General features: G+C 64.0%; 14 protein-coding genes. 7 read left to right on the forward strand and 7 right to left on the reverse strand.

From position 1 onward, the window contains the following. Positions 1–8: 8 nt before the first annotated feature. Positions 9–746, reverse strand: a complete 738-nt coding sequence (locus AC5ZG1_RS29190; RefSeq protein WP_496134826.1) for an aspartate/glutamate racemase family protein — start codon at positions 744–746, stop codon at positions 9–11. A gap of 156 nt (positions 747–902) precedes the next feature. Here AC5ZG1_RS29190 and AC5ZG1_RS29195 point away from each other — a divergent pair, with 156 nt between their 5' ends. After that, positions 903–1,196: a GYD domain-containing protein gene (locus AC5ZG1_RS29195; RefSeq protein WP_028168477.1), complete on the forward strand. Its 294-nt coding sequence runs from the start codon at positions 903–905 to the stop codon at positions 1,194–1,196. Positions 1,197–1,270: 74 nt separating this feature from the next. On the opposite strand, the gene AC5ZG1_RS29200 is transcribed toward AC5ZG1_RS29195, so the two are convergent. Then, positions 1,271–2,248 (reverse strand): DUF3280 domain-containing protein, encoded by a 978-nt coding sequence (locus AC5ZG1_RS29200; RefSeq protein ID WP_496134827.1) that lies wholly within the window; start codon positions 2,246–2,248, stop codon positions 1,271–1,273. 214 nt (positions 2,249–2,462) lie between these two features. Here AC5ZG1_RS29200 and AC5ZG1_RS29205 point away from each other — a divergent pair, with 214 nt between their 5' ends. Both AC5ZG1_RS29205 and AC5ZG1_RS29210 read left to right on the forward strand, forming a co-directional pair. Beyond that, the gene (locus AC5ZG1_RS29205; protein ID WP_496134828.1) at positions 2,463–3,875 is read left to right on the forward strand and encodes a HAMP domain-containing sensor histidine kinase; all 1,413 of its coding nucleotides are present in this window, start codon (positions 2,463–2,465) and stop codon (positions 3,873–3,875) included. Then, positions 3,872–4,534 (forward strand): response regulator, encoded by a 663-nt coding sequence (locus AC5ZG1_RS29210; RefSeq protein WP_496134829.1) that lies wholly within the window; start codon positions 3,872–3,874, stop codon positions 4,532–4,534. The genes AC5ZG1_RS29205 and AC5ZG1_RS29210 overlap by 4 nt, the downstream gene beginning before the upstream one ends. A 26-nt stretch (positions 4,535–4,560) precedes the next feature. On the opposite strand, the gene AC5ZG1_RS29215 is transcribed toward AC5ZG1_RS29210, so the two are convergent. Beyond that, positions 4,561–5,238, reverse strand: coding sequence for an alpha/beta hydrolase family protein (locus AC5ZG1_RS29215; protein WP_496134830.1), 678 nt, complete (start codon positions 5,236–5,238; stop codon positions 4,561–4,563). 187 nt (positions 5,239–5,425) lie between these two features. Between AC5ZG1_RS29215 and ybaL the strand changes: the two genes are divergently transcribed. Together ybaL and AC5ZG1_RS29225 are read left to right on the forward strand one after the other, a co-directional pair. Next, on the forward strand, positions 5,426–7,192 hold the full coding sequence (ybaL, locus tag AC5ZG1_RS29220; RefSeq protein WP_496134831.1) for a YbaL family putative K(+) efflux transporter: 1,767 nt from the start codon (positions 5,426–5,428) through the stop codon (positions 7,190–7,192). Positions 7,193–7,239: 47 nt separating this feature from the next. Continuing rightward, entirely contained in the window at positions 7,240–7,713 is a 474-nt protein-coding gene (locus AC5ZG1_RS29225; protein ID WP_028168482.1) for a hypothetical protein, read from the forward strand. A 66-nt stretch (positions 7,714–7,779) separates the two neighbouring features. Here AC5ZG1_RS29225 and AC5ZG1_RS29230 read toward each other — a convergent pair whose 3' ends face one another. Continuing rightward, on the reverse strand, positions 7,780–8,307 hold the full coding sequence (locus AC5ZG1_RS29230; RefSeq protein ID WP_496134832.1) for an alpha/beta hydrolase family protein: 528 nt from the start codon (positions 8,305–8,307) through the stop codon (positions 7,780–7,782). Between the two features lie 206 nt (positions 8,308–8,513). Here AC5ZG1_RS29230 and AC5ZG1_RS29235 point away from each other — a divergent pair, with 206 nt between their 5' ends. After that, positions 8,514–9,296, forward strand: a complete 783-nt coding sequence (locus AC5ZG1_RS29235; RefSeq protein ID WP_496134833.1) for a tripartite tricarboxylate transporter substrate binding protein — start codon at positions 8,514–8,516, stop codon at positions 9,294–9,296. Positions 9,297–9,571: 275 nt separating this feature from the next. Here AC5ZG1_RS29235 and AC5ZG1_RS29240 read toward each other — a convergent pair whose 3' ends face one another. Then, on the reverse strand, positions 9,572–10,204 hold the full coding sequence (locus AC5ZG1_RS29240; RefSeq protein ID WP_496134877.1) for an HAD-IA family hydrolase: 633 nt from the start codon (positions 10,202–10,204) through the stop codon (positions 9,572–9,574). A gap of 218 nt (positions 10,205–10,422) precedes the next feature. Here AC5ZG1_RS29240 and AC5ZG1_RS29245 point away from each other — a divergent pair, with 218 nt between their 5' ends. After that, a complete protein-coding gene (locus AC5ZG1_RS29245; RefSeq protein WP_456641378.1) occupies positions 10,423–11,181 on the forward strand; it encodes a S1 family peptidase in 759 nt (252 codons plus the stop codon). 101 nt (positions 11,182–11,282) lie between these two features. Here the strand turns inward: AC5ZG1_RS29245 and AC5ZG1_RS29250 are convergent, their stop codons facing one another. Beyond that, positions 11,283–13,505, reverse strand: a complete 2,223-nt coding sequence (locus tag AC5ZG1_RS29250) for an acetate--CoA ligase family protein (protein WP_496134834.1) — start codon at positions 13,503–13,505, stop codon at positions 11,283–11,285. Positions 13,506–13,655: 150 nt separating this feature from the next. Then, on the reverse strand, positions 13,656–14,243 hold the full coding sequence (locus tag AC5ZG1_RS29255) for a class GN sortase (RefSeq protein WP_496134835.1): 588 nt from the start codon (positions 14,241–14,243) through the stop codon (positions 13,656–13,658). Between the last annotated feature and the right edge of the window lie 116 nt (positions 14,244–14,359).

A 14,359-nucleotide genomic window follows, 5' to 3' on the forward strand; every position in this document is an offset into this window, starting at 1 on the left:
ATGACGAATCATGTCGCCTTAGGCGCAAATTCCTTGAGCAAGCCCATGTAGCCCTTCGCGGCTGGAAGCGCGTAGGCGCCGCGGCGCGAGGTCGTGAGCTTGAGGCCGACCAGCGCCTCGGCCTGCTTCACCGCGGCGGCGACGCCATCGATGACGGGGACGCCGAATTTCTGCGACAGTGCGGCCGCAAGATCGGCCATGCCTGCGCAGCCCAGCACGATCGCCTCCGCGCCGCGGTCCAGCGCCTGCTCGATCTCAGCGCGAAGCTTTTCCTCCGCGCCCGAGCCCGGTTTTTCCAGATCGAGCACCCCGACGTTGCATGCTGTCACCGAGACCCGTTCGGCAAATCCATAGCGACGCACTAGCTCTTGCAGCGGCACGACCGATCGCGGCAGCGTGGTGACGATCGCGATGCGCTTTGCGAGTTGGCCGGCGGTGACCAGCGCCGCCTCGCAAATGCCGACCACCGGGAATGGCGCCGCCGATCGCGCCGCATCCAATCCGGTGTCGTCGAAGCAGGCGATGATGCCGGCATCAGCGTGCTGCGCGCCGAGTAGCGCCTGGATCAGGCCGGGGACCGCGAAGGCCTCGTCGTAATATCCTTCGATCGAGACCGGCCCGATCGCCGAGGTCACGGCAGCAATCTCAGTGCCGGGAGATGCCACCGCGCGCGCCGCGGCGGCGATGGTCTCGGTCATCGTGACGGTGGTGTTGGGATTGACGATCAGGATTCTTGTCGGTGCCATGGCGTCATCGTAGCCAAGTTGAAGCCGCCTGGCAAAATTGGTCACGTCCCATGACCTTCCTCAAGGAGCCTGTGGCCGCTTGCGGGCCGCTGTGGCATGCTCAGCGCGACTTCCTCATGCCAAGTTGCACAGGGTCCTAACCTAGGGAGGACGGCCATGGTAACTTATGTCGTGTTGGCGAAGTTCACCGATCAGGGAATCCGCAACGCCAAGGACTCTCCGAAGCGAGCGGAAGCTTTCAAGGAAATGGCGAAGACGTTCGGCGTGACGGTGAAGGAGATCTGCTGGACCCAGGGGCGATATGACGTCGTGACCTTCCTCGAGGCGCCGGATGAGTCGTCCGCCATGTCGCTCAGTCTCAGCCTCGGCGCCCTCGGCAATGTTCGCAGCGAGACGCTGCGGGCGTATTCGGCGGCCGAGATGACGAAGATCATCGGCAACATGCTCTGACATCACTGCTGTTGCCAACGCGGTTGTTCGGGCCGCCGGCCGGCGCTCCGAGGTGGCGCGTCGTGTGCAGCCGCTTACTGCTGCGCCTGCCTCTCGAGCAGGTGATCCTTGACCAGGCGCACGGCGCCCCGCCGCCACGAATAGTCGGCGCCCATGCGAAGCCCGCTGTCGGCCCGCGAAACGACGGCGCCGGTCCTGATGTCGCGGACTTGAAATCCGATCGTGTATTCGGTGCGGCTGACCCGCCGCACCACGCCGATCAGCGATTGATCCGCGCCGAGTTTCAGGGCGATGCCGGCTTCGCAGCCGCCGCAGTCGCGCAGCGTATGCGTCTTGACCGCTTCCGCCTTCGTGCCGCTGGTCTCGATCACGTGGTAGCGGCCCGATTGCGCGAGCAGTTCGCGAACGCCATTGGTGGCATCGGCCAATTGTGCCGCATCCGAAGCCGCGACGCCGCTTGCCTGAGCGGCGGCAGTGGTATCTTCCAGCTCGAAGTCGAACACCGCAAGCGCGATAGGCGCAGACGCAATTGCCGGAGCAGCTGCTAGCTGCGCCGCAAGTGCCGCACGAATGTCGCGGGATAGGAAGGTCTCGGCGCGATCCCACGCCTCGTCATTGTCGCCCCGAAACGTGTAGCGCCTTTCGAACAGGATACGGTTGGTGCCGACGTCGATGACCGCCGCGCTTGCGAACTGGACCAGGGTGCTCATCTTCTGCACCGCGCCTGTGATCAGGACATTGGCGCCGCCTTGCGCCGCGGCCTGCATGCGCTCGGCGGACGTCGCCCGATCGTCCGTCGAGGGCGGGACGAGGCGGTAGTGTCCGTCCGCCTCGACGTCGCGTCTCAGCGCGGCCATGAACGCCTGCAGGCGCTTTTGATGGGCGGCGGTCTGATCGATAGGCTCGCCCGAGGTGTCGAGATAGCCGAAGTCTTCAATCGTGACGCCCAAAGTCCGGGCTGCGGGCGCTCCGGTATCGGCATTGGCGAAACCGAAGCCCAGCAAGAGCCCAAGCACGGCAACGGCATGCAAACCAAGACGGGATCGGCGCATCGGCGGACCTTTCAGTGATCATGCGGACGTCCAGGCTATGCCGACCAGGCCCACCTCTGAAGCTGAGCCCTCCCGACGGTAACCGGGAAAACTTCACGACGTCATTCTCGGGTTGCGAGCAGCGCTTTCCGCCGCTTGCATTCTGCCGTTAAATGTATGGGTCCCGCTCGTAGAGCGGGAGTCCAAAGTTGTCCGCGCGAGGGGGATCCGCAAAATGTGGGACCACAGGAGCGATCTGAAGGTACGGTTGATGCTGCGCGTTGCGGCCGTATCTGCCCTCTGCTTTGCGGCCATCTCGGCCTATTTCCTCATCGACGCCGATAGGTCCGTGCGCGCCAGGACCAATGCGATCGCCGAAGTCGCGGCAAAGACGCTGGAGCTGCAGCAAAACAAGATCCAGTGGGTGAACAATCCGCGGCCCGAATTTCCCGACCTCGACAATGTCGCGACGGCGGTCATAACGCCCGGTCTCTGTCTTGCGTTTCGCGCCAGCGATGGCGATATCCGGCAGCGCTTCTGCGGCGGCGCGCCGAACGAGGACAGCGCTCCGCCACAAATATTCGCGGCGTTCTATCGCAGCCTGTTCGATCCCGGCCGAGAGGCCACGCGGCCCGTGATGTCTCGCGGCGCCATCATCGGCGAGGCCGTCGTCTGGGTCGATCCGGCCGTGCTCACGGCCGGGGCCTGGCACGAAGCGGGCCGTCTGATGACCGTGCTCGCGCTCGCGCTGCCGTTATTGTGCGCGCTGGTCTATGCGGCCCTTGCACGCGCGCTGCGTCCGACGCGGTTGATCCGGAGCGGTCTCGAGCGGATCGCTGCAGGCGACCTCACCGCGCGCCTGCCGCCGTTCGATCTTGCCGAGCTTTCGACCATCCGCGACGTGTTCAATCACCTCGCGGAGAGCCTCGGCACGGCGCTGTCCGAGCGCAGCGAATTGACCCGCAGGCTGATCGCGCTGCAGGACGAGGAGCGGCGGCATCTGGCGCGGGAGCTGCATGATGAATTCGGGCAGTCGCTCGCCGCGATCCGCGCGCTGGCGGCATCGGCCCGCCATACCGCGGGACAAGATTGTCCCGCCAATCTCGCCGAATGCGACGGCATTGCGCGGATTGCGACCGACATGATGGAGACCCTGCGCGGCGCGCTGTTCAGATTGCGTCCGCCCGACGTCGAGGAACTTGGACTGGCGGCAAGCCTGGAAGGTCTGGTCGCCGGCTGGAACGGGCGCAGCCGGGGACAGCCCCGCTTCGAAATCATTTTTTTCGGTCGGTTGGAGAATACGCCTGCGGCGGTCAGCGCCAATCTCTACCGCATCGTGCAGGAAGCGCTCACCAACGCGGCCAAGCATGCGGGCGCGACGCGGGTCATGCTACGACTGAGCATGCGTGAGGCGGAGGCTCCCTCGAATGAGGGCGCTACAATCGAGCTCGACATTGAGGATGATGGCCGGCTCGGCGATCCCGCCGTCAAATCCGGAATGGGTTTGCTCGGGATGCGCGAGCGCGTCGCCGCCCTCGGAGGGCGGCTGAGGTTTGAAGCTGGGCAAAACGGCGGCTCCGCCTTGCGCGTCGTTATTCCCGTCGCGCCGTCCGGACAGCATGGCGCCAGCCTGGAGCGTGCGGCATGAATGGCGGTGGCCACGCCATCATGCTGGTCGACGATCACGCCGTCGTTCGCGAGGGCTATCGCTCGGTGCTGCAGAAGCAGCCGGGATTGCGCGTCGTTGCCGAAGCCTCCGATGGCGCCGAGGCCTATCGGTTGTTCAAGGCCACCGAGCCCGACCTGGTCATCATGGATCTGAGCATGCCCGGCATCGGCGGTATCGAGGCGATCAGGCGCATCCGGCAATGGGACAAGCGCGCCAGGATCCTCGTGTTCACGATGCACCAGAACGCGGCCTTCGCGGTGCAGGCGATCCGTGCCGGCGCCAGCGGCTATGTCACCAAGACAAGCCCGCCCGAGACGCTGGTGCACGCCGTGATGGACGTTCTGGCCGGAAAGATCGCCATCAGTCCTGATATCGATCATGAACTGGCGCTCAGCCGGCTTGCTGGCGAAGCCGCTGCCGCGGATGTTCTCTCCGCGCGCGAATTCGAAGTGCTGCGCATGCTGCTGGCCGAGAGGACGACCGAGGAAATCGCCGAGGCGCTTCACATCAGTCCCAAGACGGTGGCGAACCTGCACTCCCTCATCAAGGACAAGCTCGGCGTCGGCTCGGATATCGAGCTGGTACGGCTGGCGCTGCGGCAGGGGATATTGACGCAGATCGATCTGGGAGAAGCGTGAGGGGAGCGCTCACTGAACGGAAGGCGTCAAAGGATCGAATCCGCCCACGCTGCGAATGCATCGAGCACCTCGTCCATCACCTCGCGGTCGTTGCGGCCTGAACGGACCAGCACATGGAAGGAATGATCGGCTTCCTTCACCAGATGCAGCGTCGCCAATGATCCGAGCTCCTTGACCACCGGCTCGAGCAGCTTCAATTCCGCCAACGCATCGCGCGTGCCCTGCAGGAACAGCATCGGGATTTTGATATCCGCGAGATGCTTTGCCCGCTCGGTGGATGGCTTTCCGGCTGTATGCAGCGGGAAGGCGAGAAACACCAGGCCGCGCATGCCGGCAAGCGGCTTGATTGCCTGCGCCTGCGAGGTCATCCGTCCGCCGAAGGATTTACCGCCGGCAAAGATCGGCAGCCCGGCGCACCGCTCTGCAGCTTCCGCCACCGCGGCGCGCACGGTGGCATGCGCAATCGCGGGCGGATCGGGCCGCTTGCTGCCTTTCTCCATGTAGGGGAACTGGTAACGCAACGTCGCGATGCCGCGCGCGGCAAGGCCTGCGGCAATCGCCTCCATCGAGGCATGCGTCATGTCGGCACCGGCACCGTGGGCAAACACGTAAGTGGCGCGCGCCTGCGGCGGACGAAGCAGCAGCGCCGAGACCGCGCCGGCATGTTCGACTTCGATCCTGAGGGACTGCGCATCGGTTTCCATCGGGGTGGTATGTAGCCCGGGTGGAGCGTCAGCGTAACCCGGGACGCTCGTAAACGTTGATGCAGAGGTTCCGGGTTGCGCTGCGCTCCACCCGGGCTACGGGGCCAATCAACACGAGCAGCACGTGCGACACGCCGCCACAAATGGTCCGCGAGACATCGGCGGCAGATTGTGCGAAAAGCCGAAAATGCTGCATGATACGCCACTTATCGCGACCATTGTCGCAGGGCTTGGGCTCGCTTTTGTGTTCGGTGCCCTCGCCCAGCGGTTCCGACTTCCACCATTGGTTGGCTATCTGCTCGCGGGAGTTGCGGCCGGTCCGTTTACGCCCGGCTTCGTGGCGGACCAGTCGCTGGCAACGGAGCTGGCGGAACTAGGCATCATCCTGCTGATGTTCGGGGTGGGCCTGCACTTCTCTCTCAACGATCTCCTGTCTGTCCGCGCCATCGCGCTGCCCGGTGCCGTCGTCCAGATCGCCGTCGCGACGCTGATGGGGCTCGGACTCGCCCTGGCCATGGAATGGTCAGTTGGAGCGGGCCTCGTGTTCGGGTTGGCATTGTCGGTCGCCAGCACCGTCGTGCTGCTTCGCGCGATGCAGGAGCGGCGGTTGATGGATACCGATCGTGGCAAGATCGCCGTCGGCTGGCTGATTGTCGAAGATCTGGCGATGGTGCTCGCGCTCGTGCTGCTGCCCGCGCTTGCGAGCGTGCTCGGCGGCAACGGCGATGCGCAGACCGCCGGTCCGCTCGCGGCGCGCCTTGGTCTTGGACTCACGGGCACATTGTTGCTCACAATCGCCAAGGTCGGCCTGTTCATCGCCCTGATGCTGGTGGTGGGGCGCAGGCTCATCCCCTGGATCCTCCACTATGTTGCGCACACCGGCTCCCGCGAGCTGTTCCGGCTCGCCGTGCTGGCGATCGCGCTCGGCGTTGCATTCGGTGCGACCAAGCTGTTCGACGTTTCGCTCGCGCTCGGCGCCTTCTTCGCCGGGATGATGCTGACGGAATCCCCGCTCAGCCAGCGCGCCGCGCAGGAGTCGCTGCCGCTGCGGGACGCTTTTGCGGTGCTGTTCTTCGTTTCCGTCGGCATGCTGTTCGATCCGATGAGCGTGATCCGCGAGCCGTGGCCGCTGATCGCCACGCTGTTCATCATCACCATCGGAAAATCCGTGGCAGCCTTCTTTATCGTGCTGGCCTTCAGGCATCCGGTCTCCACGGCGCTGACGATCTCCGCCAGTCTCGCCCAGATCGGAGAGTTCTCCTTCATCCTGGCGGAGATCGGCGTTGTAACCAATCTGCTTCCCAAGGAAGGTCGCGACCTGATCCTGGCCGGAGCGATCCTCTCGATCATGCTCAATCCGCTGATCTTCGCAGGCGTGGACTGGCTGATAGCGCGCCATGATCGGGACCGGTCATCGGGGGAGACAGCCGCTCCTGCCGCCCGCGAACCGATCCCGGTCACAAGCCTGACCGATCACGCGATCCTGGTCGGCTACGGCCGGGTCGGGAACATCGTCGGCAGTGCCATGAAGGAGGCGGGCCAACCGTTCCTCGTCATCGAAGATGCCGATGCGGTCGTCGCCGGGCTCAAGCAGAACAATATCGAGGCGATCATGGGCAATGCGGCCCGCGCCGACGTGCTCGCCGCCGCCAATCCGTCCGCGGCCCGATATCTGGTGGTCGCGATTCCCGAAGCGTTCGAAGCCGGACAGATCGTTCAGCAGGCGCGCGTCGCCAATCCACAAATCCGGATCATCGCCCGCGCCCATTCGGATGCCGAGGTCGATCATCTCACGCGACTGGGCGCCGATACCGTCATCATGGGCGAGCGCGAGATCGCACGGGCGATGATCGAAAGCCTGCAGCGTGTGCCCGACATGCGGCAGATGGAACCGCAGCACGCCGCAACCATGATTGCTCTGCACGGTGTTCCAAATGCCCCGGCAGATCGCTAGTATGCCGCTGTCTCGCGTGGAAACGCAGCCGACAGAAGAGGGACAGAATGGGCGCGCTGGCGGAGCTGAAGCGGATCATCGAAACCGAATCCATCGATGGGATCCACTTGTTGAACAGTCCGCACGACAACCCGATCTGTTCGCTCTCATATGACGAAAGCATACCCTGCATTGCAGTGGTGTGGCGGAAATACGCGACCAGCGCCCAGCTTCGCTTCGTTCATGAGATCATCCTTGGCATGCTCACGCAGCATGCCGCCGACAGGATCCTGGGCGATGATTCGGACCTGCCGATCGTCCACGCGGAAGATCAGAAGTGGATCGTGGAAAATTGGCTGCCGCGGGCACGCGCGGCGGGTCTCAAGGCCGTTGCCACTGCCGTGTCGCTGACATTCTTCGGCAAGGTCTCGATCGGAAGCATCCATTCGAAGCTGGCTCGGGAAATTGCGATCAAGGACTTTCACAACATCCACTCGGCCCGCATGTGGCTCGGCAGCCTAGGCCCGCAGCAACTGGCATAGCCGCGCCGAGCCTTACGCCACTTTGCGCGGGGAAAAGGCGATGTCCTTTCTCCTCTAAAGCGAGCGTCATTTCGCGGCGCGCTTCTCGACGTGCGTCGCGAGCCAATCGATCAGCCAGTCGGCGACCTGCAGATTGTTCTTATCCTGCATCAGCATGTGGGAGTTGCCGTGAATGCCGATGTCCGGCAGGGCGACGACTGCAGCGTCGATGCCGGCGGCCTTGGCGGCCTGGACGAAACTTCTGCAGCCTTCCAGCCGCTTGCTCCACACCTCCGACTGGCTGACGAAGTCTCCGAACAGGACCAGCGTCGGAATCTGCTTGAGCGCCGTCATATCGAAGTCGGCGCCCGGACATGCTACCGGCTCGATCGAGATGATGGCAGTTATTCCCTTCGGACTCATCGCCGCCGTCTGGAACGGGAAGATGCCGGATTGCGAATGGCTGATGAGTACCGTCTTGCCGAGTCGCTCGGACAGTTCGGACAGCGCCTTCACGGTCGGGACCGGCGGCGTCATCGAATAGTGCCAGTCCGGCACCATCTGCTTCCAGAACTCGTCCTGCGCCGCCAGCGGAAACTGCAGCCCGGGAAACACTTTTGGATATTCGGTGCCGAAGCGGAAGATGGCCCAGGCCGGCTCATGACCGGCGGAGATGAAAGCGGGCAGCGTGTCGGGCGCAGTCTTGCCGGTTTTATCAACCGACGCACCATCCTGTCGCTGCTTGCCGGCGCTACGCTATTGCCTGGCCTACCCAGGATGGCTTTTGCTGCCGGTATCCCGAGCGCCCGATCCATGTCGCTGTGCCGTTCTCGGCGGGCGGCGCAGTCGATATCGTCGCGCGCACCGTGATGCAGCAGGCCGGCCCGCAGCTCGGCCAGCCGATCGTGATCGAGAACCGGCCCGGCGCCAGCGGCAATATCGCGACCGGCTTCGTCGCCAAGTCCGATCCCGACGGCTACAACGTCTTGATCGCTGCCAACAACCTCGCGACCAATGAAGCATTGTTCGACAGCCTGCCGTTCAACGCGGAGAAGGACCTGGAGCCGGTCGCCCTGGTCGGCTATTCGCCGTTGATCCTGGTGGTGCAGCCGCAATTCGAGGCCAAGACGGTCAAGGACCTCGTCGACATGGCCAAGGCGACGCCGGACAAGCTCACCTTTGCCTCCGCGGGCACCGGCACCTCGGGCCATCTTGCGGCGGAGATCTTCAAGCAGGTGACCGGCATCCAGGCGCTGCATGTGCCGTACAAGGGCGGCGCGCAGGCGATGGTCGATATCATAGCCGGCCGCGTCTCCTTCATGTTCGTCGATCCCGTGCAGGGCATGCCGCAGATCCGCGCCAACCAGCTCGGTCCCGTCGCCATCAGCTCGCGCGAGCGACTGGTGCTGTTGCCGGATGTCCCGACCGTCACCGAGGCCGGTTTCCCCGGCGTCGAGGCCACCGTCTGGTGGGGCTTCCTGGTTCCGGCCGGCACGCCAAAGGAGATCGTGGTGCGATTGAACAAGGAGATCGACCTCGCGCTCGGCGATCAGAAGGTGAAGGACAGCTTTCGCGAGATGGGCGCCGTAGTCAAAGGCGGTTAGCCCGAGGACTTCCGCGCCTTCATCAAGTCCGAGACCGAACGCTGGGGCAACATCATCCGCACCGCCAAGATCAAGGCCGAATGACTCGCTGGCGTTGCAAGCGCGCTCAGTCTCACCTCGCTCCGCTTGCGGGGAGAGGTCGACATTCAAGCGCAGCTTGAATTTCGGGTGAGGGGAACTCTCCGCGAGTCCATCTGTCATGGTGTTTGCGGAGGCTGGCTTTCACCCCAACCCTCCCCCGTAAGAACGGGGCGGGGAGAGGGAGAAGTCCGTGCCTAGCGCAATACCAGCCCGGTTGCCGCCTCAAGCTCGGAAATCGCCTGGTCCGCGCTGACCACCTTGATTGTGGTCATGCCCATTTCGCGCGCGGGCTTCAGGTTGACGCCGAGATCGTCGAGATAGACGCAATCGCTCGGATCGACCTTCAGTGTTTCTACCATCAGCTTGTAGATGCGCGGATCGGGCTTGCGCAGGCCGATCTTGGCGGACTCGATCACGTGATCGAACAGCGCCATCACCTCGGCGACATAGAGCGTGCGGCCGCTTCTGCTTCCGATCGCGTTCGCCGGCAGATTGTTGGTGATGCAGCCGGTCTTGAATTTGGCATTGACGCGCTTCAGCGCTTCTACCATTTCAGGGCGTAGGTCGCCCTGCAGCAGCGGCAGCACGTCCCTGCCGCGCACCTCGGCGCCGAGCGCCAGCGATTCGGCGGCGAACAGCATATCGAAGGTTTCGATATCGATCTCGGCGCGCTCGAATTTCGCCCACGCGTTTTCGAGGTGGTTGGCGGCGTTGGTGCGGCGGACGATGTCGGCGGGCAGGCCGCGTTCGGTCTCGAACCGGGTGAACGCCTCGAACGGCGAGGTGGTCAAGACGCCGCCGAAATCCCAGATCACTGCCTCGATCATTTCCTGCTGCCTGCCGTTATGTGTGTTGACCGAGCCGCTAACACGGATCGATTTACGGAGCCAGAGCATATTCGGTTCTGATTGAATCAGAACCGAAGCTCTAGATTCTTGTTTTGACGCGTTTTCTTCACGCGGACCGGTATCCACTTCGCTCGAAAACGCTTTCGCCTGAATCCGCCGGCTTGGCGATGCGCGGGACGCAAGCTATTGCTGTGCTCATGAAAGCAATCGCGACATTTGCAGCGCTCGCGCTGCTCGCCTCCACGCCGGCCTCCGCCATTGTCGGCGGCGGCGTGCCGTCTGCCGAAGGCGTCGGCCGCTCCGTCATCACCATCGTCGGCTCGCGCGGCAATTTCTGCACCGGCGCGCTGATCGCACCGAAGGTGGTGCTGACGGCGGCGCATTGCGTGCAGCCCGGCGCGGACTACAAGATCGTCGAATATGGCCCGGACCGGCAGCCGCAATTGAAGGATGTGAAGAGCATCGCGATCCATCCCGCATTCAGGATGGACGCCATGACGTCCCATCGTGCCACGGCCGACGTGGCGCTGCTGCAGCTTGCCGCGCCGGCCGCCGGCAAGGCGCCCGCGGCACTCGGTGCGCCGAACATTCCGGTTGTCGTCGGCAGCCGCTTCACCATCGCAGGGATCGGCGTCACCGTGCGCGGCGATGGCAAAAGCGGCGGCATGGTCCGCGTCGCCGGCCTGATCGCGACCGGCCAGCCGGGCACGCTGCAGATCCGCCTGGTTGATCCGCTCGCCAAGGGTGCGCGCGACGGGCTGGGGGCCTGCACCGGCGATTCCGGCGGCCCGGTATTCGAGGACAAGCAAACGGGGCCTGCGATTATCGGCGTCATCAGCTGGTCGACCGGACCGAACAATGCCGCCGGCTGCGGCGGCATCACCGGCGTCACGCCACTGACGCTGTATCGCGACTGGATCTTGCAGACCGCAAGGCAGTGGGGCGCGGGGTTCTAGCTCCTGGCGTCATTGCCGGGCTTGACCCGGCAATCCATCCTTCCCACACGACTCATTTCTCGATGGATGCGCGGGTCAAGCCCGCGCATGACGAGAAGAGATCAATGCCCCGCCGCTTTATTTGCCGCGGCGTTGTTCAGCACGATCAGCGCATCCACCGCAACGCCCAGCTTCGTGTTGATCAGGAACGGATTGATGTCGATCGAGGCGATGCGGTTGCCGGCATCCGCGATCAGGTTGGAGAGCCCGACCAGCGCCTTCACGGCGGAGGCTTCGTGCAGTGCCGGCCTGCCGCGATAGCCCTTCAGCTTGATGCCGGCTTTTGTCCTCGCGATGAGCTGTTTTGCTTCTTCCGCGTCGAGCGGCGCGCCGGCCAGCGCGACGTCCTTCATTAGTTCGATATCGACGCCGCCGGTGCCGAACAGCACCACGGGGCCCATCTCGGCGTCGAGTGAGGCGCCGACCACGAGTTCCAGATCGGCCTTGACCTGCTGCGCGATCAGGATGCCCTCGAGCTTCGGCTTGTTCTTCAGCTTCCTGACCCGCGCCGTGATGTCGTTGAACGCCTTCCTCACCTCGGTCGCGCTGTTGAGGTTCAGCACCACGCCGCCGATATCGGACTTGTGCAGGATATCAGCGCTGACCACCTTGGCGACCACAGGGAAGCCGATCTTCCTGGCGATCGTCGCAGCTTCAGTTGCCGTCTGCGCGATCTCCTCCTTCGAGATCGGAATGCCGTACGCCTTGAGCAGCTTCTTCGACGCGACCTCGTCGAGCGCAGCCGTGCCGTTGGCGCCGTTCAGCGCCTTCTCCAGCATCGCGCGCGCGGATGCTGACGAGCTCGAGACGATATCAGGTACTTCCTTGCGAAGCTGCGCGTATTCGATCAGCGATTTGATCGCGCCGACCGCGCGGTCGAGCCCCTGCAGCACGGCGACGCTCTGCAGCGTCTTGCGCAGAGCCTTGGTATGTTCGGTGAAGCCGATCGACATCGCGCTGATATAGATCACGGGCTTGCCCGCCTTGGCAGCCATCTCGTTGACGATGTGAAGATTGCGTTCACGCAATTCATGCGGCGCCTTCGGCAGTTCGGCGTCGATGATGACAATGTCGGTATCAGGGTCATCGATCATGATCTTGATCGACTTCATGTAGACGGAGGGATCGACCACGGCGGCAAAGCCGGCGTCCAGCGGATTGCCGACAATGCTGCCGGGACCGAGCATCTTGGCGAGTTGCTCGGTCGCGTTCGGGCTGAGCGGCGCGAAGTTCAATCCGGCCGCATAGAACGCATCGATCAGCAGTCCGCGCTTGCCGCCGGACAGCGATACCGCGGCGAGCCGGTTGCCCTTCGGCAGGTCGGCATGCACGAAGCATTCGGTGGTCTCGATCAATTCATCGAGGCCACGGACGCGGATCACGCCTTCGCGGGTCGAGATCGCGTCAAAGGTTTCGATCGAGCCGGCGAGTGCGCCGGTATGCGCCATCGCCGCGGCGCGGCCACCCTCGGAGGCGCCGAGCTTGAGCGCGATCACCGGCTTGCCGGCGGCACGCGCGGCCTTGCAGGCATCGCGGAACGCCTTCGTGTTCCGCACGCCCTCCAGGTACACCACGATGACGCGGATGCTCGGGTCAGTGGCGAAATAGGTCATCAGGTCGGGCGTGGTCAGCCCGCTCTCGTTGCCGGTCGTCACCATGTAGCCGACACCGACGCCACGATCCTCCAACGTCTGGCGGATCGCCATCACGATCGCGCCGGATTGGCCGGCGATCGCCACCGGCCCGGCTTCCATCGTGACGATGCGGTCGTCGATATTGGTGAAGAGGTTTTCACCGGCGCTCAGGTTCCCAAGACAATTTGGTCCGGTAACGGCAAGCCCGGTCTCGTGCACCGCCTTCTTCAAGTCCACCGCGAGGCGTTGACTTTCTTCGTCCTGCAACTCGCTGAAGCCGGAGGTGACGATGGTCGCCGAGCGCGCGCCGGCGGCAGCCGCATCGCGGATCACCTGCACCGCAAAGCGCGCCGGCACCAGCACCAGCACATGATCTGGCTTGTCGGGGAGGCTCGCAAAATCCTTGTAGCAGGTGACGCCCCAGATCGTCTCGCGCTTGGCGTTAACCGGATAGAGCCCGCCGCGGTATCCGTATTTGATCAGGTTGTTCCAGATCCGCTCGGCGTAATTGCCGGGCTTGTCGGTGGCGCCGACCAGCACGATGTTGCGCGGGTGCAGCATCGCATGGATCTGCTTGACCACGTCGCTGGCATCACGCGACGGCGACCATTTCTCAGTCGGAGCAGACGCGGGGCTGAATTGAGCTTCCATGGACTCTGCCTTGTCGTTTCCTGTGGCGCTGCAGCGAACACTGTGCGCCATGTTTTTTTGCTATTTCTATTGAGCCCTGCGCGGCGTGGCAACTCACCTTGGCTGCATGCCGCTACGCTTTGATGCGATATCCCACCGCGCGGACAATATTCACGGTGTTGTCATCCGCGAGGAGCCGGATTCGATCATCGTCGCGTGCAGGAGATAGCGTTCCGGCCCCGATGTCAGCGCGTCGAATGGCCAACAGGTCGAGAGCACCAGCTCGTATCCGTTCGAGAGCGGATCGATGCCGGAGGCATCGAAGCGCACCACGGAGCTTCTGTCGGCGCGATAGCGGAAGGTCTTGCCGTCGCTGCGGGTGATATCGATCGCGTCCCCGATGACGACATCTTTCAGGAAACGAAAATGGGTGTCGCGATGCGCGGAGTAGACGGCAACGCCGCGTTCGCCGGCGTCGGGTGTGAGTTCGACATGGCCCGGGCCGAAGGCGAGCGCCTGACCGCTGGAGCCCGCGAGCACGATGGTGCTGGCATCGAGCCGCTTCACCTCGATGCGTGCGACCGGCCAGGTGTCGGCCCATGACCATGGTTTCGTCGGATGCCCGGTCGCGATGGTTTTGCTGAAGGCGCGTTCGAGCAGGACCTGAGCGAGGAGGGCTTTGGCGTGGATGTAGGCGCCCTGGCCGAACAGGATAAGGCCGGGAAGGGCGAGGAGGAAGGGGGCAAGGAAACGCGACATTTGACCGATACTCCGTCGTCATTGCGAGGAGCGCAGCGACGAAGCAATCCATCTCTCCGCAAGTGGTGGCATGGATTGCTTCGCTGCGCTCGCAATGACGAGTGTGGATAAAGTCC

The sequence above is a fragment of the Bradyrhizobium sp. Leo78 genome (genome assembly GCF_059512425.1).